The 23,036-nt window shown below is 70.4% G+C and carries 26 protein-coding genes; 6 read left to right on the plus strand and 20 right to left on the minus strand.

All coding sequences use genetic code 11. From position 1 onward, the window contains the following. Window positions 1-24 precede the first annotated feature (24 nt). A complete protein-coding gene (gene rpe / locus DN771_RS05925; protein WP_116996424.1) occupies window positions 25-693 on the plus strand; it encodes a ribulose-phosphate 3-epimerase in 669 nt (222 codons plus the stop codon). A 3-nt stretch (window positions 694-696) separates the two neighbouring features. Here the strand turns inward: rpe and DN771_RS05930 are convergent, their stop codons facing one another. The 9 genes from DN771_RS05930 to ffh all read right to left on the minus strand — a co-directional run bounded on the left by DN771_RS05930 (window position 697) and on the right by ffh (window position 7,370). Beyond that, window positions 697-1,386: a hypothetical protein gene (locus DN771_RS05930; protein WP_116996425.1), complete on the minus strand. Its 690-nt coding sequence runs from the start codon at window positions 1,384-1,386 to the stop codon at window positions 697-699. 52 nt (window positions 1,387-1,438) lie between these two features. Next, window positions 1,439-2,593 (minus strand): NDMA-dependent alcohol dehydrogenase, encoded by a 1,155-nt coding sequence (locus DN771_RS05935; RefSeq protein ID WP_116996426.1) that lies wholly within the window; start codon window positions 2,591-2,593, stop codon window positions 1,439-1,441. 216 nt (window positions 2,594-2,809) lie between these two features. Beyond that, window positions 2,810-3,166, minus strand: a complete 357-nt coding sequence (locus DN771_RS05940) for a YraN family protein (protein ID WP_116996427.1) — start codon at window positions 3,164-3,166, stop codon at window positions 2,810-2,812. A gap of 164 nt (window positions 3,167-3,330) precedes the next feature. Then, the gene (rplS, locus tag DN771_RS05945) at window positions 3,331-3,678 is read right to left on the minus strand and encodes a 50S ribosomal protein L19 (protein WP_116996428.1); all 348 of its coding nucleotides are present in this window, start codon (window positions 3,676-3,678) and stop codon (window positions 3,331-3,333) included. 74 nt (window positions 3,679-3,752) lie between these two features. Beyond that, entirely contained in the window at window positions 3,753-4,493 is a 741-nt protein-coding gene (gene trmD / locus DN771_RS05950) for a tRNA (guanosine(37)-N1)-methyltransferase TrmD (RefSeq protein WP_227462281.1), read from the minus strand. Further along, window positions 4,490-4,978 carry a ribosome maturation factor RimM gene (gene rimM, locus DN771_RS05955; RefSeq protein WP_116996429.1) on the minus strand — a complete coding sequence of 163 codons (489 nt, stop codon included), beginning with the start codon at window positions 4,976-4,978 and terminating at the stop codon, window positions 4,490-4,492. The genes trmD and rimM overlap by 4 nt, the downstream gene beginning before the upstream one ends. Window positions 4,979-5,263: 285 nt before the next feature. Further along, the gene (locus DN771_RS05965) at window positions 5,264-5,587 is read right to left on the minus strand and encodes a KH domain-containing protein (protein ID WP_227462282.1); all 324 of its coding nucleotides are present in this window, start codon (window positions 5,585-5,587) and stop codon (window positions 5,264-5,266) included. Between the two features lie 7 nt (window positions 5,588-5,594). Beyond that, window positions 5,595-5,867, minus strand: coding sequence for a 30S ribosomal protein S16 (gene rpsP, locus DN771_RS05970; protein WP_116996431.1), 273 nt, complete (start codon window positions 5,865-5,867; stop codon window positions 5,595-5,597). Between the two features lie 57 nt (window positions 5,868-5,924). Further along, complete coding sequence (gene ffh, locus DN771_RS05975; protein ID WP_116996432.1) at window positions 5,925-7,370, minus strand: signal recognition particle protein; 1,446 nt, start codon at window positions 7,368-7,370, stop codon at window positions 5,925-5,927. A gap of 120 nt (window positions 7,371-7,490) precedes the next feature. On the opposite strand from ffh, the gene DN771_RS05980 reads away from it, so the two are divergent. From DN771_RS05980 to DN771_RS05990, 3 genes are all read left to right on the plus strand, one after another. Beyond that, window positions 7,491-7,988, plus strand: coding sequence for a MarR family transcriptional regulator (locus DN771_RS05980; RefSeq protein WP_205528438.1), 498 nt, complete (start codon window positions 7,491-7,493; stop codon window positions 7,986-7,988). Continuing rightward, window positions 7,985-9,298, plus strand: coding sequence for an MFS transporter (locus DN771_RS05985; RefSeq protein ID WP_116996433.1), 1,314 nt, complete (start codon window positions 7,985-7,987; stop codon window positions 9,296-9,298). Before DN771_RS05980 ends, DN771_RS05985 begins: the two co-directional genes overlap by 4 nt. A 250-nt stretch (window positions 9,299-9,548) precedes the next feature. Then, window positions 9,549-10,475: a DUF559 domain-containing protein gene (locus DN771_RS05990; RefSeq protein WP_116996434.1), complete on the plus strand. Its 927-nt coding sequence runs from the start codon at window positions 9,549-9,551 to the stop codon at window positions 10,473-10,475. 195 nt (window positions 10,476-10,670) lie between these two features. Here DN771_RS05990 and ftsY read toward each other — a convergent pair whose 3' ends face one another. The 5 genes from ftsY to DN771_RS06015 all read right to left on the minus strand — a co-directional run bounded on the left by ftsY (window position 10,671) and on the right by DN771_RS06015 (window position 17,383). Then, complete coding sequence (gene ftsY, locus DN771_RS05995; protein WP_116996435.1) at window positions 10,671-11,852, minus strand: signal recognition particle-docking protein FtsY; 1,182 nt, start codon at window positions 11,850-11,852, stop codon at window positions 10,671-10,673. Window positions 11,853-11,938: 86 nt separating this feature from the next. Next, window positions 11,939-15,421: a chromosome segregation protein SMC gene (gene smc / locus DN771_RS06000; protein ID WP_116996436.1), complete on the minus strand. Its 3,483-nt coding sequence runs from the start codon at window positions 15,419-15,421 to the stop codon at window positions 11,939-11,941. Between the two features lie 13 nt (window positions 15,422-15,434). Next, window positions 15,435-16,361: a bifunctional DNA-formamidopyrimidine glycosylase/DNA-(apurinic or apyrimidinic site) lyase gene (mutM, locus tag DN771_RS06005; protein ID WP_116996437.1), complete on the minus strand. Its 927-nt coding sequence runs from the start codon at window positions 16,359-16,361 to the stop codon at window positions 15,435-15,437. A gap of 10 nt (window positions 16,362-16,371) precedes the next feature. Further along, on the minus strand, window positions 16,372-17,100 hold the full coding sequence (rnc, locus tag DN771_RS06010) for a ribonuclease III (protein WP_205528439.1): 729 nt from the start codon (window positions 17,098-17,100) through the stop codon (window positions 16,372-16,374). After that, window positions 17,087-17,383 (minus strand): acyl carrier protein, encoded by a 297-nt coding sequence (locus DN771_RS06015; RefSeq protein ID WP_116996577.1) that lies wholly within the window; start codon window positions 17,381-17,383, stop codon window positions 17,087-17,089. The genes rnc and DN771_RS06015 overlap by 14 nt, the downstream gene beginning before the upstream one ends. A gap of 127 nt (window positions 17,384-17,510) precedes the next feature. Here DN771_RS06015 and DN771_RS06020 point away from each other — a divergent pair, with 127 nt between their 5' ends. Together DN771_RS06020 and DN771_RS06025 are read left to right on the plus strand one after the other, a co-directional pair. Next, window positions 17,511-18,011, plus strand: coding sequence for a pyridoxamine 5'-phosphate oxidase family protein (locus tag DN771_RS06020; protein WP_116996438.1), 501 nt, complete (start codon window positions 17,511-17,513; stop codon window positions 18,009-18,011). Window positions 18,012-18,057: 46 nt separating this feature from the next. Further along, on the plus strand, window positions 18,058-19,200 hold the full coding sequence (locus DN771_RS06025; RefSeq protein WP_116996439.1) for a serine hydrolase domain-containing protein: 1,143 nt from the start codon (window positions 18,058-18,060) through the stop codon (window positions 19,198-19,200). A gap of 54 nt (window positions 19,201-19,254) precedes the next feature. Here the strand turns inward: DN771_RS06025 and plsX are convergent, their stop codons facing one another. From plsX to rsmD, 6 genes are all read right to left on the minus strand, one after another. Next, on the minus strand, window positions 19,255-20,217 hold the full coding sequence (gene plsX, locus DN771_RS06030; protein WP_116996440.1) for a phosphate acyltransferase PlsX: 963 nt from the start codon (window positions 20,215-20,217) through the stop codon (window positions 19,255-19,257). A 281-nt stretch (window positions 20,218-20,498) separates the two neighbouring features. Further along, entirely contained in the window at window positions 20,499-20,678 is a 180-nt protein-coding gene (gene rpmF / locus DN771_RS06035) for a 50S ribosomal protein L32 (protein WP_116996441.1), read from the minus strand. A gap of 72 nt (window positions 20,679-20,750) precedes the next feature. Then, on the minus strand, window positions 20,751-21,296 hold the full coding sequence (locus DN771_RS06040) for a YceD family protein (protein WP_162941595.1): 546 nt from the start codon (window positions 21,294-21,296) through the stop codon (window positions 20,751-20,753). Window positions 21,297-21,300: 4 nt separating this feature from the next. Then, window positions 21,301-21,903, minus strand: a complete 603-nt coding sequence (locus DN771_RS06045) for an ATP synthase subunit B family protein (protein ID WP_116996443.1) — start codon at window positions 21,901-21,903, stop codon at window positions 21,301-21,303. Between the two features lie 19 nt (window positions 21,904-21,922). Next, window positions 21,923-22,414, minus strand: coding sequence for a pantetheine-phosphate adenylyltransferase (coaD, locus tag DN771_RS06050; protein ID WP_116996444.1), 492 nt, complete (start codon window positions 22,412-22,414; stop codon window positions 21,923-21,925). Window positions 22,415-22,421: 7 nt separating this feature from the next. Further along, window positions 22,422-23,036 carry a 16S rRNA (guanine(966)-N(2))-methyltransferase RsmD gene (gene rsmD / locus DN771_RS06055; protein WP_276113530.1) on the minus strand — a complete coding sequence of 205 codons (615 nt, stop codon included), beginning with the start codon at window positions 23,034-23,036 and terminating at the stop codon, window positions 22,422-22,424.

Below are 23,036 nucleotides of genomic sequence, written 5' to 3' on the forward strand. Positions count from 1 at the left end.
GTCCTGTGGGTGACGCGCCCGGTGATGATCGCCCCGTCGGTTCTGCCCGCTGATTTCTCCCGCCTCGGTGATGCGGTCGAGGCGCTCGCCCAGGCGGGGGTCGACCTGATCCAGTGGGACGTGATGGACGGCCAGTTCGTCCCCAACCTGACGTTCGGCCCGGACGTGATCGCCTCCACGCGCGACCGCACCGACCTCCCGTTCGAGGCCCATCTCATGGTCTGGACCCCCGACGCGATGGCCCGGCACTACGTGGAGGCCGGGTGCTCCCGCCTGATCGTCCACGCCGAGGCGACCACCCACCTGCACCGCACGCTCGGCAACATCGCCGAGCTCGGCGCCTCGGCTGCGGTCGCCCTCAATCCGGCCACGCCACCGTCGGCGATCGCCCACGTGCTCGACCTCGTCGACCTCGTCCTCGTCATGACGGTCAATCCCGGGTTCGGCGGGCAGCGCTACATCGCGACGATGGAGCCGAAGATCCGCGAGGTGCAGGCGATGCTCGAGGCGGCCGGGCGTGCCGACGAGGTGCACATCGAGGTGGACGGCGGCATCGCCGCCGACACCGTCGCCGGCGCGGCCGCGGCGGGGGCCAACGTGTTGGTGGCCGGCAGCGCGCTGTTCCGGCACCCGGACGGGCTGGGCGCCGCGGTCAGCGAGCTGCGCTCGTTGGCCACCGCGGCTCGAGCCTGACGCTCACGATCGCGGCAGCCTCGGCGCCTGGTTGCGGGGCCGGCCGAGCGACTCGACGCCTCGCCCGAACCCGGTGAGTATCCACCGGACGGCTGCGAGGGCGAGCACACCGCCGAGGACGGAACCGACGGCGACGAGCACCGCTCGCAGCAGGCCACCGCGATCGTCGAGCAGCGGCGTGAACAATCCCGAGTCGACGCTGCTGCCGTCGGTGTGCAGGGTGACGTTGGGGTCGTCCACCTCGGGGCAGACGAGATCGCTCTCGTCAGCACCGATCACCTCGTCGTCGCCGATCGGAGCCGGCCGCTCGGCGACCTTCGACTCGAGGTAGCCGGTCGTGCTGTTCTCCGGTCGTGACGCACCAACGAGGAACTGACCACCGTCGTCGAGGTACTTCGCGTCGACGCCGTACCGCACGTCGACGTAGAAGTTTCCGTCGGGCAGTTGGCTGGCGTAGGCGCCCATGTCGCCGGCGCGGATCTGGTCGATGCGGAAGCGCACGGTGCGGAAGTCTCGGTCGGTGACCGTGCCGACGAACACCACGTCGGCCAGCTGCTGGATGGGGCAGCCGTCGGGGACGACGATGAACGGCTGGCGAGACGGCGGCGCGTCGGGAGGGACCTGGGCCGCGGCGACGCCCGGGACCACGGCTGATGCACCAGCCAGCAGCAGCATCGCCGCGCGCTTCCTCACGGCCGCCAGCGTAGGCGGCCGACCTCGCGCGATCGGGGCAGGCCGAACCGAATCAGTCGTACACGATGACGCCGCGGAGGTTCTCCCCGTCACGCATCGCCTGATAGCCGGTGTTGATCTCGTCGAGCGGGTACCGGCGAGTGATGAGCTCGTCAAGGAGCAGCGAACCGCTGCGGTACAGCTCGAGGAGGCGCGGGATGTCGTAGCGGGGGCTCAGCGACCCGAAGATCGTGCCCTTCACCTCCTTGTTGAACATGGCGAGGTTGAACAGGTTGATCGACGACTCTTCCTGGTTCATCGGCGCCACCGCGGTGACCACCATCGTGCCGCCCTTGCAGGTGAGGGTCTGGGCCATGGCCATCAGGTCGCCGTACATGACGCTCGGCGTGAGGATCACCTTGTCGGCCATCTGGCCCCGCGTCAGCTCGGTCACCTCGCCCAGGGCGTCCTCCATCGAGGCGAACGTGTGGGTGGCCCCGAACTCCATCGCCTTCTCGCGCTTGAACTCGACAGGGTCGACGGCGATCACGCGGGCCGCGCCGGCCGCCTTGGCGCCCTGCACGGCGTTCATGCCGATGCCGCCGACGCCGACGACCACCACGGTGTCGCCGGGCGCCACGTCGGCGCGGTTCGTGGCCGAACCCCACCCCGTGGCCACGCCGCACGACACGAGGCACACGCACTCGAGGGGAAGGTCCTTGTCGACCTTGATGACCGACATCTCCGAGACGCACGTGAGCTCGGCGAACGTCCCGAGCTTGGCCATCAACGTGACCGGCTGGCCGTCGACGAAGTGACGGTGGGTCCCGTCGGTGATCATCCCGCCCATCAGCGTGCCGGCCCCTGCGTCGCAGATGTTGGCCCGGCCGGTGAGGCAGTACCGGCACCGCCCGCATGAGGGGACGAAGCTCGCCGACACGTGGTCGCCCACCTCGACCGACGTCACGCCGGGGCCCACGGCCTCGACCACGCCGGCACCCTCGTGGCCGCCGATGATCGGGAAGAACGACTCGACCCCGACCATGGCGAGCAGATCGTCGCTCGGCACCATGTCGCCGGTGACGAAGTGCTCGTCGCTGTGGCACATGCCGGCTGCCTTCCACCGCACGAGGACCTCGCCGGCCTTGGGGTCGTGGACCTCGATCTCGCGCACCTCCCACGGGCGGTCGGTACCGAACAGAACTGCAGCGCGAGCCGTGGTCGTCATGAGCCTCAACGTAGTGAACGACGGGCCGCAGGGTTCGGACGGAGCCGGCCGTTACCGTTGGGGCCGGCATCAACCGTCCGGCCCGAGGAGCGACCCGCACCGTGGGATTCAACCCCTACCGCAAGTTCAAGGCGCGACCGTTCGACTACGTGCTCGTCACCGTGTGCATCGTCGCCGCCATCGCCTTGTTGGTGTGGGGCTTCGCCGGCTGAACGGTCAGAAGGCCGCGGGATACACGTCGATGGTGGCGTCGGAGCCGAGGCCCGTGACGGCGACGACGTCGAACCGCACGTCGTAGAACCTCCGGTGCGGATGCTCACGCAGCCACGCCGCGGCGAGCCGCCGAAGGCGACGCTGCTTCGCGGGGCCGACGGCGAGCGCCGGTGAGCCGTAGTCGCCGCGACGTCGTGTTTTCACCTCGCTCACCACCAGCGTGGAGCCGCGTCGGGCCACGAGATCGATCTCACCGAACGTCGTGCGCCAGTTGCGGTCGACGACGGTGAAGCCGTGGGCGCGATACCACGCGGCGGCGAGGTCTTCGCCGTCGCGACCGAGCGCCAGATGAGCGCGCATGCCAGAACCCCTTATGTTCGTCGGAACAGTCCGGAGCGCCGCTGCGCTCGATGTGGGGCCGTCTGCCCGATGCGGATGCCAGCGGCTCCGACGGCTCGGTCAGTCCAACGACGTGAGGTCGCCAGTCTTCGGGGGGTCCTCGGAGGGTGACGCCCCCGTGTGTGTCAGAACTCGCGCTTCTCGCGGATCTTGGCGGCCTTGCCCTTGCGGTCGCGCAGGTAGTACAGCTTGGCCCGGCGGACGTCGCCCCGCTTGACGACCTCGATCTTGGTGACCGTGGGTGTGTGCAGCGGGAACGTGCGCTCGACGCCGACGCCGTAGCTGAGCTTGCGGACCGTGTAGGTCTCCTGCAGGCCGCCACCCTGGCGGGCGATCACGTCGCCCTGGAACACCTGGACACGCTCCTTGCTGCCCTCGACGACGCGAACGTGCACCTTCAGCTCGTCGCCCGGCGCGAACGCGGGGATGTCGTCGCGAAGCTGGTCGCTGTCGATGAAGTCGGTGGCTTTCATGGCGTACGTCCTGAGTGGTGCTGTGTCGATGGCGCCGGGGCGGCGGCTGTCGAAGGCGCCGGAGCGGCGGCCGATCAAGGATACGGGACGGCAGGGAACTCTTCCAACAGCGCTCGGTCGTTGTCGGTGAGTCCGCCGCGCGCCTCGATGAGGTCGGGCCGGTGGGCGAGCGTGCGATGGAGGGCCTGGGCGTGACGCCAGCGCTCGATCAGGGCGTGGTTGCCGCTCAGCAGCTCCGCCGGCACCATCCAGCCGCGGAAGTCGGCCGGGCGGGTGTAGTGGGGCTCCTCGAGCAACCGCCGCTCACCGAAGCTCTCCGTGATCGCACTGACGTCGTTGCCCATCACCCCGGGCAGCAGCCGCGTGACGGCCTCGATCACGACGCACGCGGCGGCCTCTCCCCCGGCGAGGACGACGTCGCCGATGCTGAGCTCGCCGTCGGCGAGGTGTTCGCGCACACGGTGGTCGATGCCCTCGTAGCGCCCGCAGAGCAGGCTGAAGCCGTCGCCGGCGGCGAGCTCGGCGGCCGTGTCCTGATCGAAACGGCGCCCGCCGGGGCCGAGCAGGAGCAGCGGGCGGGGCGGCTCGACCGCTTCCACCGCGGCGAAGATCGGCTCGGCCTTCATCAGCATCCCGGCGCCACCTCCGAACGGGGCGTCGTCGACGGAGCGATGCACGTCGGTGGTGTAGTCGCGCAGGTCGTGGAGACGCAGGTCGACGTGCCCGTTGGCGCGCGCCTTGCCGAGCAGGGCCGCCGAGCAGAACCCGTCGACCGCGGCGGGGAAGATCGACAGCACGTCGATGCGCAGCGTCATAGGTCGAGGAGGCCCTCGGGTGGGTCGATCGTGACGACGTCGCCGGCGGTCGAGGCATCGAGCGACGTGACGAACACGACCGGGACGAGCCGGCCGTCGTCGAGTTCGAGCAGGTCGGCGGCCGGGTTGGAGACGACGGCGGTGCACCGGCCGACGTCACGGCCGGCGGTGTCGACGACCCGGGCGCCGATCAGGCGATGGACCCACAGCTCGTCGGGGTCGTCGATCGGCTCGGCGTAGATCGCCGCGTTGGTGAGCCGCTGGGCGCCCGTGCGGTCGGAGACGCCGGCGAGCGTGACGAGCCAGCGGTCCTGGTGCGGGCGGGCCGACGTCACCTCCATCCACTCCCCGCGGGTGAACCACCGGGCCCCGGGTGTGACCCGCTCGAGGCGCTCGGTGGACAGCTCGACCGACATCTCGCCGCGCACTCCGTGGGCGCGCCGAATGTGCCCGACCTCGAGAAGCCCGTCCGGAACGGCGCTCACCTGACGAACCGTAGTGAGATCCCCGACGAGCGGTCGAGGGTGCGCAACGCGCCGAAGAAGACCCGCCGCGAGGCGCTCAACGCGCCGAAGAGGACCCGTCGCGCGTCATTCAACGCGCCGACGAGGAGGGCAGTGGGGATGGAAGACCCCGAGAGGGCCGTGAGCCGAGATGACGCCATAGAAGTTCTTCGGTGCCCCCGGGCCTGGCTTTGCCGGGGCCCGGGGGCCCAACTCAGACCTCGCCGCAGGCGGCGAGGAGCGAAGCGACGATGCCGCCGAGGACGATCAGTCCAAGAATTCGATGTCGACTTCGGTGTCGTCGCGGGTGGCCGCGGCGCGCACGACCGTGCGGACGCTCTGCGCCGTACGACCGCGACGGCCGATGACCCGGCCGAGGTCGCCGGGGCCGACCCGTACGTCGAGGCGGATCTTGCCCCGGTCAGGGGTGGCCTCGACGTGGACGGCGTCGGGATCGTCGACGATCGAGCGCACGATGTGCTCGAGCACCGCGGCAGCGGTGGGCGCGCCGGATCGGCTGGCGTCGTCAGTCTGGTGGTCGACGTTGTCGTCGCCGGAGTTGTCGTCGGGCTCGGCCGTGATGTCGCTCACCGCGACCTCAGGCGCCGGCCGCGGACTTGCCGGACGGGGCGATGGCGCCCGAGATCTCGAGCAACTTGCGGACGCGATCGGTGGGCTGGGCCCCCTGGCTCAGCCACTTGGCGGCCTTGTCGTTGTCGATCGAGATCGTCGATGGCTCGGTACGCGGGTTGTAATGACCGAGGATCTCGATGAATCGGCCGTCGCGGGGCGAACGGGCGTCGGCCGCCACGATGCGGTACTGCGGCTGCTTGGTCTTGCCGACACGGGTGAGGCGCAGCTTCACTGCCATTGGTCACACACTCTCAATCACTCGTCTCGTCTGCTGCGAGAAATGAACCGGGCAAGGTTATCGCGGCGGCTCGCCGAATCCGTCGGGCAATCCCGCCGCCAGCTGATCGAGGTCGGGGAAACCTCCCGGCCCACCGAGACCGCCGCCGAGCCCACCGAGTCCCCCGAGACCGGCGAGCGCGCCACGGCGCTTGCCCTTCTTGCCCTTCTTGCCGCCACCCGCGGCCATCCCGAAGCGCTTCATCATCTTCTGCATCTCGGTGAACTGCTTCACGAGGCGGTTGATGTCGCTCGGCGTGGTTCCCGAGCCGAGGGCGATGCGGTTGCGACGGGAGCCGTTGATGATCTGCGGCTCGGCGCGCTCGAGTGGCGTCATCGACCGGATGATCGCCTCGATGGGCTTGAGGTCGTCGTCGTCGATCTTGGCGCCCTTCAGCTCCTTGGGCATGCCGGGCATCATCCCGAGGATGCCGCCGAGCGGGCCCATCTTCTTGAGCTGCTGCATCTGTTCGAGGAAGTCGTCGAGGGTGAACTGCCCCTCCATCAACTTCGCCGCGGCCTCTTCGGCCTGGTCCTTCTCGAACGCCTGCTCGGCCTGCTCGATCAGCGTGAGCATGTCGCCCATGCCGAGGATCCGGCCGGCCATGCGGTCGGGGTGGAACTGCTCGAAGGCGTCGAGCTTCTCCCCCGTCGACGCGAATGCGATCGGCTTGCCGATGACCTCCTTCACGCTCAGCGCGGCGCCGCCGCGGGCGTCGCCGTCGAGCTTGGAGAGGATCACGCCGTCGAGGGCGAGGGTGTCGTTGAACGCCACCGCCGTGTTGACCGCGTCCTGACCGGTCATCGCGTCGATGACGAGGAACGTGTAGTTCGGCGAGACGGCACCCGAGATGAGGCGGACCTGCTCCATCATCTCCGCGTCGATCGCCAGACGGCCGGCGGTGTCGACGATGAGCACGTCGCGGCCGAGGCGCCGGGCCTCGGCGAGGCCGCGTGCCGAGGTGAGCACGGGGTCGCCCGGCTCGGAGAACACGGGGACGTCGATGCGGCTGGCGAGCGTGCGGAGCTGTTCGACGGCCGCCGGGCGCTGCAGGTCGGCGCCGACGAGCAGCGGGTTGCGGCCCTGGGCCTTGAACCAGCGGGCGAGCTTGGCGGCCGCGGTGGTCTTGCCGGAACCCTGGAGACCGGCCATCAGCACCACCGTCGGCGGGCGGCTGGCGTAGGTGATCTTGAGGGTCTCGCCACCGAGGATGCGCGTCAGCTCGCCGTTGACGATCTTGACGACCTGCTGACCGGGGTCGAGCGCCTGCGACCGCGCCATGCCGACGGCCTGCTCCCGAATCCGGGCGACCACCTCGCGGGTGACGCCGACGTTGACATCGGCCTCGAGGAGGGCGGTGCGGATCTCCCGCAGCATCTCGTCGACGTCGGCCTCGGTGAGACGGCCCTTGCCGCGGAGCCGCTTGACGACCCCGTCGAGCCGGGAAGACAGGTTCTCGAACATGGTGGTTCGAGGGTACTGGGCGGGCGTCCCGTGGCGCGCCTCTCCCCCGGCCTGTTCTGCCTGGCCGACGTGCCGCTTGGCGAGTTGTTTCGCCGAGGTAATGACCTATACTAACGAAATGTGAGTTCCGTCGCCGCCGCCATTCCCCCCGACGGCGGCGACGTCGAGCTCCGGAGCGATCCGCCCGACCGGACCGACCACGAGATCCACGACGACCTGATCGCCGCCTTGCGGGTCGGAGTGCTGCGCCTCAGCCGGCGTCTGCGGCTCGAGCGCGACGGCGACCTGACGCTCACCCAGCTGTCGGTGCTGGGAACCATCGCCCGCGAGGGCGCGCTCACCATCGGTGAGCTGGCGAACCACGAACGGGTCAAGCCGCCGTCGATGACGCGCACCGTGACGTTCCTCGAGGAGGCCGGGCTCGTCGCGCGCTGCACCAACGACAACGACGGGCGACAGGTCATCGTCAAGCTCACCGACTCCGCTCTCGGGGTGCTCGCCGACACCCGCCGCCGCCGGGACGACTGGCTGCGTGAGCACCTCCGTGACCTGTCCTCCGCCGACCGGGCCCTGCTCGAGGCCGCTGCGCCGCTGCTCGACAGGCTGGCTCAGTCGTGAAAGCCGTCGCCGCCAAGGTCTGGGCCAACCGCACGTTCACCGCCCTCCGGGTGCGCAACTATCGCCTGTTCGCCACCGGATCGCTCGTGTCGAACGTCGGCACCTGGATGCAGCGCGTCGCCCAGGACTGGCTGGTCCTCAAGCTCACCGACAGCGGAGCCGCCCTCGGCATCACCACCGGGCTGCAGTTCCTGCCGATGCTGCTGTTCTCGCCGATGGCCGGCGTGGTCGCCGATCGGTTCCCGAAGCGCCGGGTCCTCATGGTCACCCAGGTCGCCATGGGCATCAGCGCGGCTGCGCTCGGCGTGCTCGCCATCTCCGGGGTGGTCCAGACGTGGCACGTATACGTGCTCGCCTTCGTGTTCGGCACGGCGACGGCGTTCGACTCGCCGGCGCGTCAGGCCTTCGTCAACGAGATGGTCGAGCCGTCGATGATCGTCAACGCCGTCGGCCTCAACTCGGCGTCGTTCAACCTCGCCCGCATGATCGGCCCGGCCGTCGCCGGTGCGGTGATCGCCCTCCTCGGCTCGGGTGTCCGGGCGACGGGCTGGGTGATCCTCCTCAACGCCATCAGCTACGTGTCGGTCCTCTACTCGCTGTCACTGATGCGCTCCGAGGAGATGCACCCGTCGCCCCTGCTGCGGCGGGCCAGGGGTCAGCTCGGCGACGGGCTGCGCTACGTCCGCAACCGGCCCGACATCCTCCTCGTCCTCGGAGTCGTGTTCTGCGCCGGCACGTTCGGGCTCAACTTCCAGCTCACCACGGCGCTGATGGCGACCGAGGTCTACGGCATGGGTGCCGGTGAGTACGGCATCCTCGGCTCGGTGCTGGCCATCGGTTCGCTCGCCGGCGCGCTCGTGGCGGCGCGGCGGACGTCGTCACGCCAGCGGCTCGTCGTCGTCTCGGCGCTCGCCTTCGGGGTGTCGGAGATCGTCGCCGGCCTGATGCCGTCGTACCTCACCTTCGCCCTGTTCCTCCCCGTCTGCGGGTTCGCCGGGCTCACCGTCGTCACGGCCGCCAACTCGTTCGTGCAGATGGCCACCGACGCCGCGATGCGCGGTCGGGTGATGGCGCTCTACATGATGATCTTCATGGGCGGCACGCCGGCCGGCGCACCGCTGCTCGGTTGGGTCGCCGATCACCTCGGCGCCCGATGGACGTTGATCGGCGGTGGGGCCCTCACCGCCCTCGGCACGATCGTCGTCGTGCTGGTGACGACCCGGGGTCAGGGCATCGTGCCGACCCGCTACGTGCGCCCGCGCCACGGCGGTCCGGACACCGGCGAGCTCGCCCCCGTCGTCGGCGACTAGCTCCGCAATCTTCTGCTGGCGCGAAAACACCGCGCCACGGCCTTCTGGCTCCAGCAGAAGCCCGCCGCCCGTTCTGCTGGCGCGACAACGCCGCGCCACGGCCTTCTGGCTCCACCAGAAGCCCGCCGCCCGTTCTGCTGGCGCGACTACGCCTTGCCACGGCCTTCTGGCTCCAGCAGAAGTGCTCCGGTCGATGCGGTCGTCCGGCTTCCCGAAAACCCTGTGACAGAGGTTGGCTTGACTGGCCGGCATGACCACGACAGAACGCCGCATCGCGGCACTCACCACTGGTCAGCTGGGCGCGTTCTCACGCGCGCAGGCCACTGACGCCGGCCTGTCCAACCGCCAGCTTCGGAGCCGAGTCATGAGCGGCGCCCTCGAACAAACCGGTCCCAACAGCTTCCGTGTTGCCGGGACCCCGAACACCCTGAAAGGGCAGTTGGTGGAGGTACTGCTCGACATCGGCGGCGACGTGCGAGTCTGCGGACCGACGGCCGCCGCCCTGCACGGCATGCCGGGCTTCTCGTTGCGCCGGCCGTTCCACGTCCTCGTCGGCAGCGACCGCAACGTGCGCCGCAACGGCGTGGTCGTGCACCGATCCGAGTACATCGATCCCATCGACTGCGAGGAGGTCGACGGCATCGCCGTCACGAGTCCGGTGCGAACCGTCATCGACCTCGCCCGGCACGCCTCGTGGGCACAACTCGCCGGCGCCAGCGAACACCTGGTGGCCGACGGACTCGGGAGCGAGGACCTCCTGCATCGGCGCATCGGCGCCCTGCGCTCGAAGGGGCGCTACGGCATCCCACTCCTGTTGCGCGTGCTCGAGCGGCTCGAGATCACGGCGGGCGGGGCGAGCTGGTTGGAGCGGGAGTACCTCCGTCTCCTCCGACGGGCCGGTCTCCCCCGTCCCGAGACGCAGGTGATCCTCGCCCGGACGAAGGACCACGCCGTGCGGGTCGACTGCACGTTCCCGGGCACCCGGCTGGTCGTCGAGCTCCTGGGCTACCGGTTCCACCGAACGAAGTCGCAGATGAACCGCGACGCGTCCCGCCGCAACGCCCTCGTGGCGGCCGGACACGTGGTCTACGAGTTCACCTACGACCACGTCACCACCGATCCGGACTTCGTCGTCGCTCAGACCCGAGCCGCCCTCGCCGCCGCCGCTGCGGCCTGACCCATCCCTCTGCTGGCGCGAGAACGCCCTCGCACCGCCTTCTCGCGCCAGCAGAGCATTCACCGGCGTTCTGGTGGAGCAGAAAGTCCGTGGCACGGCCTACTCGCGCCAGCAGAACATCCACCCGCGGTCTGGTGGAGCACAAAGGCCGTGGCACGGCCTTCTCGCGCCAGCAGAACGAATCCGGCGGGCGGGTCAGAAGAGGGCGTCGACGAACTCGTCGGGGTCGAAGGGGGCGAGGTCGGCGATCGTCTCGCCGAGACCGACGAGCTTCACGGGGATGCCCAGCTCGGTCTCCACGGCGAACACGATGCCGCCCTTGGCCGAACCGTCGAGCTTGGTGAGCACGACGCCGGTGAGCGACGTGGCGTCGCCGAACTCGCGGGCCTGGGCCAAGCCGTTCTGGCCGGTGGTGGCGTCGATGACGAGCAGCGCCTCGGTGACCGTGCCGGCGCCCTTCTCGGCGACCCGCCGGACCTTGCGCAGCTCTTCCATCAGGTTGGTCTTGGTGTGGAGACGCCCGGCCGTGTCGGCGAGCACGAGGTCGACGTCCCGCGAAGCGGCCCGCTCGACGGCGTCGAACACGACGGCGCTCGGGTCGCCACCCTCGTTGCCACGCACGAGCTCGACGCCCGACCGCTCGGCCCACGTGGCGAGTTGCTCGGCGGCGGCGGCGCGAAAGGTGTCACCGGCGGCCATCAGGACCGACCGCCCGTTGTGGGTCTGCTGACTGCCGACCTTGCCGATGCTGGTCGTCTTGCCGACGCCATTGACGCCGACGAACAGCCACACGTTGGGCTTGGCCTCGGGATCGAAGTGCAGCTCGCGATCGGACCCGGCGAGGCGGCTCTTCATCTCCTCACGCAGGGCGTCGAGAAGGTCGTCGGGCTCGGTGATCGACTTGGCCTTCACCTGGGCGCGCAGGCCGTCGAGCAGTTCGGTGGTCACACCGATGCCCACGTCGGCCCGCAGCAGTGCCTCCTCGAGGTCGTCCCACGTCTCGTCGGTGATGCCCTTGCGCCCCCGGACGCCGCTGAACACACCGGCGAGGGCGGCCCGGGCACGGGACATGCGGCTGCGCAGCGAGGGAACCTCGACCGGCTCCTCGACGGGCGCCTCCGGCTCGACCACCTCGGGCTCGGCCACGACGCCGTCCGGAGTGGGACCCTCGAGCACCGCCGTCGACGACGGCGATCCCCGCTGGCCGTCCGGTTGGCCGGGGCGAATCGGCGGGGTCGCCGGCGGTGGCCGATCGACCGTGCGGGTGGGCGCGCTCGGAGGGGCGACAGCGCCCGCGTTGCGCCGGCGATTCCAGACGACGACGCCGATCCCGAAGAGGATGACGACGGCGATCAGGACGATGTAGATCCAGGCCATCGTCGCTCGACCCTACCGGTGCGCGCGGTCAGCCGGACCGCACGCAGCCGGAGTCGGCCAGAGTCAGCCGACCTCGGCTCGATGCGTCAGACGGTGACGCGTTCGGCGATCACCTTGGAGGAGCCGCCGGGCTGCATCGTGACGCCGAAGAGGCAGTCGCCGGCCTCCATCGTGCGCTTCTGGTGGCTCACGATCAGCAGCTGTGCTTCGGAGCGGAACTCGGCGACGAGGCCGAGGAAGCGATGGAGGTTGACGTCGTCGAGCGCGGCCTCGACCTCGTCCATCACGTAGAACGGCGACGGTCGGCTCCGGAACACGGCGAACAGGAACGCCAACGCCGTCAGCGAACGCTCGCCGCCGGACAGCAGCGACAGCTTCTTGACGTTCTTGCCGCCCGGCTTGGCTTCGACCTCGATGCCCGTGTTGAGCAGATCTTCGGGCTGGGTGAGGATCAGGCGTCCGCTGCCGCCGGGGAACAGCCCACCGAACAGCGACGCGAAGTGGCCGCTGACGTCGGTGTAGGCCGAGGCGAACACGGACTGGATCTCCTGGTCGACCGCCTTGATGACCCGGCTGAGCTCGCGCCGGGTGGTGCGGACGTCTTCGAGCTGTTCCTCGAGGAACGTGTGGCGCTGCTGCAGCTCGGTGAACTCCTCGAGGGCGAGCGGGTTGATCGGCCCCAGCAGTCGCAGCTCACGGTCGAGCTCGCGGACGCGGGCCGGGGCGCTCACGCCGTCGGGCAACGGAGGCTGCTCGGCCGCCTCGGCGGTCTCGGGCTCGACGTCGAGATCGTGTCGGAGCATCTCGACGGCCGTCTCGAGCCGCAGGCGAGCCTCGGCCTCGTCGACGTCGGCCCGGCGAGCACGTTCGCGGACCTCGTCGAGCTGGCGTTCGGCCTCGACCCGGCGCGAGCGTTTGGCGTCGAGCCGTCCGGAGAGATCCTTGACCTGGTCGCTCTGACGGCGGCGCTGTTCGGCGAGCATCTCGTAGTGCGCCTCGACGACGTGCCGGCGGGCCTCGACGAAGTTGGACAGCCGCGACAGGGCCGTCAGCGAACGCTCGATGACCGTGCGGCGCTGCTCGGCGACGACGCGCGCCTCGGCGTCGGCCGCCAGCCGGCGCTCGGTCTCCTCGAGCCGCTTCTCGAGGAACTCGGAACGCTCGCGCAGGCCGGCGAGACGCACCTCGAGGTCGCGGCGGCGGCCGGTGAGCACGGCAGCACGGGCCTCGATGGCGGCGCGGACCTCCTGCCGATTGCGGGCGGCGGCGGCCTCGGCCGACTCGTCGGCTTCGAGCGCCGGCATCAGCGCTTCGAGCTCGGCGATGCGCGTCCGCTCACCGTCGAGCGACTGGGCGAGCTCGGCGAGCCGGCCGTCGAGCGGCTCGAGCTCGACCTGGGCCTCGCGCAGATCGGTCTGGGTGCGGGCCAGCCCCTCGGACGCGGCGGCGAACTTCGAGTCGTTGGCGTCGAGCCGGGCGGCGACGTCCGCTTCGGTGCGACGGGCCGCAGTGAGTTCGGCGGCGAGCCGATCGTGGTCGGCGACGGCCGCGGCCATCTCGGCCTGCGTGGCGTCGCGCTGATTCATGGCCTCCTCGATGGCAGCCGCCGTGACACCGCCGGCCGCGGCGGCCCCGACCCGCCAGCCGCTGGCGCCGAACCGGTCGCCGTCGTCGGTGACGATGACGGCTGACGGATCGCGGACGGCGGCCTCGATGGCCTCGCTGACCCCGGCGACCCTGGTGGCCGTGGCCAGGAGGACGTCGAGCAGCCGGCCGACGTCCTCTCGATCGGCGCTCACGTGGGGACGCACCGCCTGGCCGGCGCCGTGTTCGATGCGGCTGGCGCTCAGGGCGACGAACCTCGGGTTGACGCCCAGCGCCAGCACGGCACCGGCCGTCGACGACTCCTGCAACGCCTGCAGCGCCCTGGTGGCCGCGTCGACGTCGGTGGCCACGACGGCGGCGAGGGCCTCGCCCAGCGCCGCTTCCACCGCCGCCTCCCAGCCGGGTTCGATGCGGATCAGTTCGAGCAGCGTGCCGACGACGCCCTCGTGGCCGGCCAAGTGTTCGGCACCGGCCCGGGCCCGGGCGGCGTCGAGCGCCATCTGGAGCGCGTCGACGCGGGCCACGGCGCTGGACGCCGCCTCTGCGGCCTGTTGGCGCCGGGCCGTGGCTGCTTCGAACGCCACCTCGAGCTCGGCGACGCGCAGTTCGGCCGTCTCGATGTCGGCGATGAGCGGGCCCTCGAGCGCCTCGGTGGCCGAGCAGTCGTCGCGGTACTGCGCACGGAGCCGATCGAGCTGGACGACGCGAGCGTTGAGCTGGTCGCGCCGGGCCTGCCCCTTGCGCAGCTCGGCCTCGACGCGGTCGGCGGCGGAGCGGCGGGACCGCAGTTCGCCGCGCACCTCGGCCAGGGCGCTCGACGCCGACGCCGACGGGGTCGGATCGATCGAGGCGAGCGTCTCTTCGCGGTCGACGGCGAAGGCCGCCTCGTCGGCCTCGAGCTCCTCGACGTCGGGGACGGAGCGGGCGATGGCCGAGTTGACCTCGTCGAGCTCGTCGCGAAAGCGCGCCGCGTCGGCTTCGAGGGAGGCGACCACTCCTTCGTCGAGCAACTGGCCGCGATCGCGCTCGAGTCCTCGCGAGCGCTCGGCGATGAGCGCCATCAGGCCCCGGGCCCGCTCACGCAGCTGGTCGGTCCGGGCGAGGCGGTCACTCACGTCGTCGGCGCCGCGAGCCGACAGCTCGGCGCTGAGGACGACGATGTCGGCGTCGAGCTGGGCCAGTTCGGCCTTCAGCGTGGTCTCGTCGGCGCCCGACTGGTTGCGGGCGGCGGCCAGCGACGTGAGCTTGGCGCGCAGCGCACCGATCTCCCGCCCGGCGACGAAGATGCGCAGTGCCCGGAGCTCCTCGACGAGCTCGCCGTGCCGCTTGGCCGCTTCGGCCTGCCGCTCGAGGGGCCGTAGCTGGCGCCGCACCTCTCGAAGCAGGTCCTGCACACGCAGGAGGCTGGCCTCGGTCGCCTCGAGACGGCGCTCGGCCTTCTCCTTGCGCTTGCGGTACTTGAGGACGCCGGCGGCTTCCTCGATGATCGCCCTGCGGTCCTCGGGCCGGGCGTTGAGCACGGCGTCGATCTGCCCCTGGCTGATGATGACGTGCTGCTGGCGTCCGACGCCGGCGTCGGACAGCAGCTCTTGGACGTCGAGCAGGCGGCACGGCACGTTGTTGATCGCGTACTCGCTGTCGCCGCTGCGAAAGAGCGTGCGCCGGATGGCGATCTCGGTGAACTCGCTGGGGAGGAGCCGGGCCGAGTTGTCGATGGTCAGCGTGACCTCGGCGCGGCCGAGTGCCTGCCGGGTGGCCGTGCCGGCGAAGATGACATCGTCCATCTTCTGGCTGCGGACCATCGAAGGCGCCTGCGCTCCGAGCACCCACGCGATCGCGTCGACGACGTTGGACTTGCCGGATCCGTTGGGACCGACGACCACCGTGACGCCGGGCTCGAGCTCGAGCGTCGCGGCATCGGCGAACGACTTGAACCCCTTGATGGTGAGCGATTTGAGGAACACGGCGACCGCGAAGCTACCGGCTGGTACCCGCCGTGTGTCGGATGGCGCGGCCGGCGCGGACCGGGCCCGGCCGGGGTGCTCGCGGGCGCTGGCACACCGGGCAGTAGTGCGTGGACCGGCCGGAGTGCACCAGGCGCCGGACGACGCCGCGCCCGCAGGTGATGCAGCGCTCCCCTGCCCGGCCGTACACGCGGTGGTCGTCCTGGTAGGAGCCGCCGGCCCCCATCAGGTCGACGTACTGGGCGTCGCGCAGCGTCGAGCCGCCGGCACGGACCGAGGCGTTGAGGATGCGTTGCATCTCGTCATAGATCCGCACGACGTCGCGGTGACGCAACGCCGTTCCCGGCAGGTCGGGATGCAGGCGGGCGGCATGGAGGATCTCGTCGGCGTAGATGTTGCCGATGCCGGCGACCACGTGCTGGTCGAGGAGCAACGGCTTGAGATGGGTGGTCCGGCGCCGGAGCAGGGTGCCCAGTTCGGTCGGGCCCCACTCGTCGGCGAGCGGGTCGAGCCCGAGGCCGGCGAGCTCGGGCACTTCCACATCGGCGTGCTCGGGGTCGAAGACGACGACCTCGCCGAACGTCCGCGGATCGACGAACCACAGCTCGGCGGGCGGGTGCCCCGAGGCCTCCTGACCGGCGAGGTGCATCACCACGTGCGTGTGGGGCGGTCGACCAGCGCCGGGTTCCGACAGGAGGAGCTGGCCCGTCATCCGCAGGTGGACCATCAGCGTGTCGCCGGTGTCGAGCGGGGCGAGCAGGTACTTGCCGCGCCGTTGGGCGGCGAGCACCGTCGCACCGGTGAGGCCGTTGATCACGGCGTCGGCCGAGGTGCGCCGCACCGTTCGTTGCCGCCCGACCTCGGCGCGGGTGATGAGCCGCCCCACCACGGTGCGCTCCAGCCCGCGGCGAACGGTTTCGACTTCGGGGAGCTCAGGCATGCAGACGACCTCAGGCCTGGAGCGCTCGGGTCGCCTCGGCAGCAGCTGCTTGCTCGGCGACGCGCTTGGAGCGTCCCTCGCCCCGCCCGTACACCTGGCCGCCGACGAGAACCACGGCGACGAAGCGTTTGTCGTGGTCGGGACCGCTGTCGCTCAGCTCGTACGTCGGCGTCGGACGGCCCGAGCCGGCCAACAGCTCCTGCAGCGTCGACTTGTAGTCGAGCTGGTCGAGCCGCTGGGCCGTCGACGCGATGCGATCGCCGAGCATCCGGTCGACGAACTGGTAGGCGATGCTCGATCCCCGGTCGAGGTAGAGGGCCCCGATCAGGGCTTCCATCGCGTCGGCGAGGATCGACGGCTTGCGGGCGCCGCCGGCCGCCGACTCGCCCTTGCCGAGCTTGATGAACGGGCCGAGACCGAGTTCTCCCGCGAGCTCCGAGAGCGCCGTCGCGTTGACGACTCCCTTGCGGATCCCGGTGAGCTCGCCCTCGCTCATCATCGGATAGCGACGGTAGGCGAGATCGGCCGTCACCCAGCCGAGGACGGCGTCACCGAGGAATTCCAGGCGCTCGTTGCTCGGATGGCCGGGGTTCTCGGCGCACCACGAACGATGGGACATCGCCTCGTCGAGCAGGTCGCGGTCGGCGATGTCGTAGCCGATACGGGCGACGAGCGCGTCGCCGGAGGTGGAGAGGTTTGCGTTGTCGGAGGCCGCCGCAGCCTCGTCAGGCGTCCCCACGGGTGCGCTCGTGCACGTAGTCGACGGCGTCGCGAACGGTCTTGAGATCGGCGAGATCCTCGTCGTCGATGCGGAATCCGGTGGTGCGCTCACTCAACTCCTCCTCGAGCGCCTCGACGAGCTCGATCAGGGCGAGCGAGTCGGCGTCGAGGTCGTCGACGAAGGACTGGCCCTCGCTGATCGACGACGGATCGATCTCGAGAATGTCGGCGAGTCGGTCGCGAACGATCCCGAGGATCTCGTCGCGGCCGATGGCGCCCTGGGCGGAACTGTCAGCGGACATCGGCACCGATCGTAACCAGGCGGTCGGCCGCGGGGCGCGACCGCGCGCCGATCGATTTCTGCGATTGTCTCGATGACGGAACGGACCCCGGACCGACCGGGGCACCGCGCCGAGGGGAGCCGCCACCGTGACCGAACCGACCACAGCGCTCGATGCCCGCTTCAGCGATGCGGACGCACATCCGACCGCCTGGGCCGACACCGAGCGGGTGCTCGCCGAGGCTCAGCTCTTCTGGATCACCACCGTCCGCGCCGATGGTCGACCGCACTCCACTCCGCTCGTCGCCGTGTGGCTGGACGGGGCGCTGCACTTCTCCACCGGGGCCGAGGAGCAGAAGTCCGTCAACCTGCGCACCAACCCGAACGTGATCCTCACGACGGGCTGCAACCGATGGGAGAGCGGCCTCGATGTCGTCGTCGAAGGTGTCGCCGAACGGGTCACCGGCGGCGACCGGTTGGCCCGTCTCGCCGAGGCGTGGCGGGGCAAGTGGGACGGTCAATGGCAGTTCGAGGCGGACAGCGACGTGTTCCGCCACGAGGACGGCGAGGCGCTCGTCTTCGCCGTGCGGCCGTCGAAGGTGCTGGCGTTCGGCAAGGGGACGTTCAGCCATACGAGCCACCGGTTCTGAGCGTGGTCGCCGTCACCGTCGCGAGTGCGCCTGCTCAGGTGCGGACGTGACTCCGCTCGCCCACTCGCTCGCACGTCATGTCGACGAGGGGGACGTTCCCGGCCTGGTCGCGCTCGTCGCGGTGGCGGGCGACGTCGACACCGTCGTACTCGGGCATCAGCACGTCGGAGGCCCTGCGATGCAGGCCGACTCGCTGTTCCGCATCGCGTCGGTGAGCAAGCAGGTGACCGCCGCAGCCGTGCTGGCGCTCGTGGCCGATGGGCTGATCGCCCTCGCCGATCCCGTTGCCGACCTGCTTCCGGAACTGGCTGCGCCGCTGGTGCTGCGTGAGCCGGCGGGTCCGCTCGATGACGTCGTCCCCGCCTCCCGGGCGATCACGGTCGCCGATCTGCTCCGGTCGACCAACGGGCACGGCCTGCCGTCGGACACGTCGGTCCCCATCGCCGCCGAGCTCTTCGAACATCTGCACCAGGGCCCGCCTCGACCGCAGGAGTTTCCCCCGCCGGACGAGTGGATGGCGCGGCTGGGCCAGTTGCCGCTCGTCCACCAGCCAGGTGAGGGGTTCACGTACAACACTCCCTACGACGTGCTCGGCATACTCGCCGAGCGGGCCACCGGGCGCCCCTTCGCCGACTACGTCGCCGAGCGGATCCTCGACCCGCTGGGGATGCGCGACACGGGATTCACGTACCCGGCGGCAGCGGGAGGCCGCGTCACCGGCCTGTACCGCCGCGACGAGGCCGGCCATCTCGGCCTCGTCGACGATGCCGGCGGACAGTGGGCCAGCCCACCTGCCTTCGCGTCGGGTGCGGGCGGGATGATCTCCTCGGCCGGCGACCTCCTGGCGTTCCAGCGCATGCTGCTCGCGGGTGGCGACCCCGTCCTGCCTCGCAGCCTGGTCGCGGCGATGATGTCCGACCAGCTGACCGCCGACGTACGCGCCACGAACCCGACGTTCCTCGATGGGCAGTCCTGGGGGTTCGGCGGCAGCGTCGACATCGCTCGCCGCGCGCCGTGGAACGTCCCCGGGCGGTTCGGCTGGGTCGGTGGGACCGGAACCTCGGCGTATGTCGTGCCCGCCGACGGGAGCATCGCCATCCTGCTCATGCAGGTGGAGATCTCCGGCCCGACGGAGGTGGGACTCCTCGAGACGTTCTGGCGGGCTGCGGCCGAACGACTCGGGCACTGACGTCGCCACGGTTGTTGCGAGCGGGGGTCGGGCCCGGCGGCCGACGGCTGACGGTCAGGACGTGATGGCGCGGATCTTGCCGACCATGTCGTGGGCGACCATCTCGGCGGCGACCCCGATGGCGTTGCGCATCGCCGTCGCTCCCGTGGACCCGTGGGAGATGATGCACACGCCATCGACCCCGAGCAGCACGGCGCCGCCGTAGGTGTCGGGGTTGAGGGTCTCGTACAGCGGAGCGAGGGCGGGCAGCAGGGCCTCGGCATGCTCGCGATACGCGGGCTCGGCGAAGGCGGAGAGCAACGCCGAGATGACGGCCTTCATCCCGCCCTCGAGGGTCTTCAGCGTGACGTTGCCGGTGAAGCCGTCGGTCACGGCGACGTCGACGGCATCGCTCATCACGTCGCGTCCCTCGACGTTGCCGATGAAGTTGATGCCCGAGGCTTCCGAGAGCAGCGGGAAGGCCTCCTTGCGGAGCGTGTCGCCCTTGCCGGGCTCCTCGCCGATCGACAGCAGGCCGACGCGGGGCGACTCGATGCCGAAACGCTCCCTGGCGTACACCGTGCCCATCTGAGCGAACTGGACGAGCCAGTCGGGCTGCACCTCGGCGTTGGCACCGGCGTCGAGCAGCACGGTCGGCGTCGAGCCGGGAACGGGGATCGGCGTGGCGATGGCGGGACGCTTGACCCCCTTGATCCGGCCCATGCGCAGGAGGGCCGACGCCATCGTGGCGCCCGTGTTGCCGGCCGAGATCATCGCCGAGGCCTTGCCGTCACGCACCGCCTCGGCGGCGCGGACGAGCGTGGAATCCTTCTTCGTGCGGACGGCCGAGCCGGGCTCCTCGTCCATCGAGATCACCTCGCTGGCCGGGATCAGCTCGATGTCGGGGTCGTGTTCGAGGTCGGGCGGACCGACCAGCACGACGGCGATGCCGTCGTCGACGGCACGGCGTACACCGGCGAGGATCTCGCCGGGCGCCCTGTCGCCGCCGAGCGCATCAACGGCAATCGGAAGACTCATGCCCAGGAGTGTGCCATTTCAATCAGGAACGATCAGACGTCGCAGCAGCAGCCATCGGACCCGAACAGTCAACGCGCCGATGGAGACCGGTCGCGAGATGACCAACGATCCGGCGCCGAAGGGGGAGGTTCGGAGGGGGATTCCCCCTCCGATGCGGCGATGAGCGGAGCTTGCTCCGCCGCCGCCTTCTTTCAATTCTTCGGTGCGAGCGAAGCGAGCTCAAATCAACTCGCCGCAGGCGAGCGAGGAGCGCAGCGACGACGCTCGCCGAGGACGAAACGTCAGGCGACGTCTACCGCGACGCGGTCCTTGTACCAACCGCAGGCGCCACACACGGTGTGGGGGACCTTGGCGGTGCCGCACCGCGGGCACACGCTGCGGGCGGGGACGTCGAGCTTCCAGGCGCTGGCGCGCCGCTTGCGGCTCTTCGACTTCGACATCTTCTTCTTGGGAACGGCCATCTTGGTCTCCGGGCGTCTCAGCCAGCGCTAGAAATCGGGCTGCGCCAGGCTACAAGCTCTCTCGCCGAACGGCTACGAGCGGGGGTCAGGGTCCTGATCGGGGGTTTCGTCGGCCACGCGGAGGGCATCGAGGGCCGACCAACGATCGTCGACCGCGGGGGCGTCGCAGCCGCACGGACCGTCGTTGAGGTTGTGACCGCACGTCGGGCACAGGCCGGCGCAATCGGGTCGGCACACCTGCTCGGCGTCGAGGGCGAGCAGCACCTCGTCGCGCACCAGGTCGCGCAGGTCGATCTGACCACGGACGACCGGGGCCGCCTCGCCGGACTCGACGTGGGCCGGGTCCTCGGAGTACCGCTCGTCGACCTCGACGTGCAGGGTGCGGGCCAACGGCTCGAGGCAGCGACGGCAGACACCGAGCCACGGAACGTCGATCGTGCCGTGGAGCAGCAGGTCGCCGACGGTCGACTCGATCGTCACGTCGACACCGACCGGGCCGCTGATCGCCGGGTGCGCGGCGTCGACGTCGGTGGCGTCGACCGCGTCGACGACGTGCTTGGAGCCGCCCGGCTCTCGCTGCAGCTCGGCGACGTTGATGAGGAGGCGCGGGGCCGGCACGACGTCAGCCGTCCTGGTCGAAGAAGCCCTTGGTGGGATCGTCGATCTCCACCTCGCCCGTCGGCGGGGGCGGTGCGCCGATGGACAGTCGCTGGCGACCGGCGCCGACGGTCTTCTGCAGCTTGTCGAGGAGGATCTCGAAGCTGCCCAACCGCTGGTCGAGGAAGTCTTCGGTCTCGTGACGGAGCCGGCGGGAGTCGGTCTCGGCCGTCTCCATCACCTGGCGGGCCCGCTGCTCGGCCGCCCGGACGACCTCGGTGCGCTGCACCATCCGTTCGGCCCGGACGCGGGCGGCCTCGAGGATCTCCTCGGCCTCGCGGCGGGTCTTGGAGACGAACTCCTGGCGTTCCTTGAGCATCCAACGGGCCTGACGCAGCTCGTCGGGCAGGCGGTCGAGGGCGTCCTGGAGCAGCTCGATCAGTTCGTCGGCGTCGACGCGAGGCGACGACGACAACGGCATCTTGGGTGCGTTGGCGATGATGTCGACGCACCGACGGATCAACGTCTCGGCATCGCCGACGTAGCCGACCGGCGCCGGCTCGGGGTAGTCGTCGTCGTCGATGTCGTCGTAATCGTCGTAGTAGCGGTCGTCGTCGTCGTTTCTCATGGTGCCTTCAACCGGAACGTCAGCGATTCGCTGGGAACCGCTCGGTCAGCGCGCGGGCGACGGGGCCGGGCACGAGATGACCGATCGCACCACCGTACAGCGCAATCTCCCGCACGAAGCGGCTACTGATGAAACCCCTGTCCGTGCCACAGGGCAGGTACACCGTACGGACGCCGGTCACCGAGTAGTTGGTGAGTGCCATCTGCTGTTCGATCTCGAAGTCGGCCGCGTTGCGCAGGCCCTTGACGAGGAAATCGGCGCCGGCGGCGGTGACCGCGTCGACGGCCAGGCCACTGTGTGTCGTGACGGTGACGCGGTCGGCGATGCCCGCTTCCGCTGCGCTCGCCTCGATCAACGCGACGCGTTCGTCGACCGGGAACGTCCCCGACGGCTTCTCGTGGTTGTGCATCACGGCGACGACGACGTCGCCGAACAGCTCGACGGCCTGTCCGATGACGTCGAGATGGCCCAAGTGGATCGGGTCGAAGCTTCCCGGATAGAGCGCGAGCATCGGGCGCCTACGGTAGTTGGCCGCCTGCGTCCGGCCGCACCCGGTCGGAGCCCTCGCCGACCCGGTGGAGGAAGGTCACCCACGTGCGTCCGTAGCGCTTCGTCCGACCCTGTTCCCAACCGGGCGCTGCGTCGACGACACGCGGCGATTCGGCCACGAGGAGCTCGGCGTCCACGGCGTCGAGCAGCGCCGGCCACTCGTCGAACGTGTACGGCGGGTCGGCGAAGGCGATGTCGGCGCGCACGCGCGAGGCCATGACCGTTGCATTGCCGTTCATGACGCGGGTCCGGTCGCCCAGACCGAGGGCGGCGATGTTGGCGTGAATCGCCGACAGCGCGGCCCGGTCGTTCTCGACGAAGGTGCAGTGCGCTGCGCCCCGCGACAGCGCCTCGATACCCAGGGCACCGCTGCCGGCGTAGAGGTCGACGACGGTGGCGCCGACGACGACATCGAGGCTGCCGAGCGCGTTGAACACCGCCTCGCGGACCCGGTCGGTGGTGGGGCGCGTGGTGATCGGCTGCCCGTGGGCCGTCTCGGGGGCCACGAGCTTGCGGCCCCTCAGTTCTCCAGCCACGATGCGCATCCGCGGCAGGATACGGGCGCGCGTGCGCTCACTTGACAC

The sequence above is a fragment of the Desertimonas flava genome, from assembly GCF_003426815.1.
GTDB lineage: Bacteria > Actinomycetota > Acidimicrobiia > Acidimicrobiales > Ilumatobacteraceae > Desertimonas > Desertimonas flava.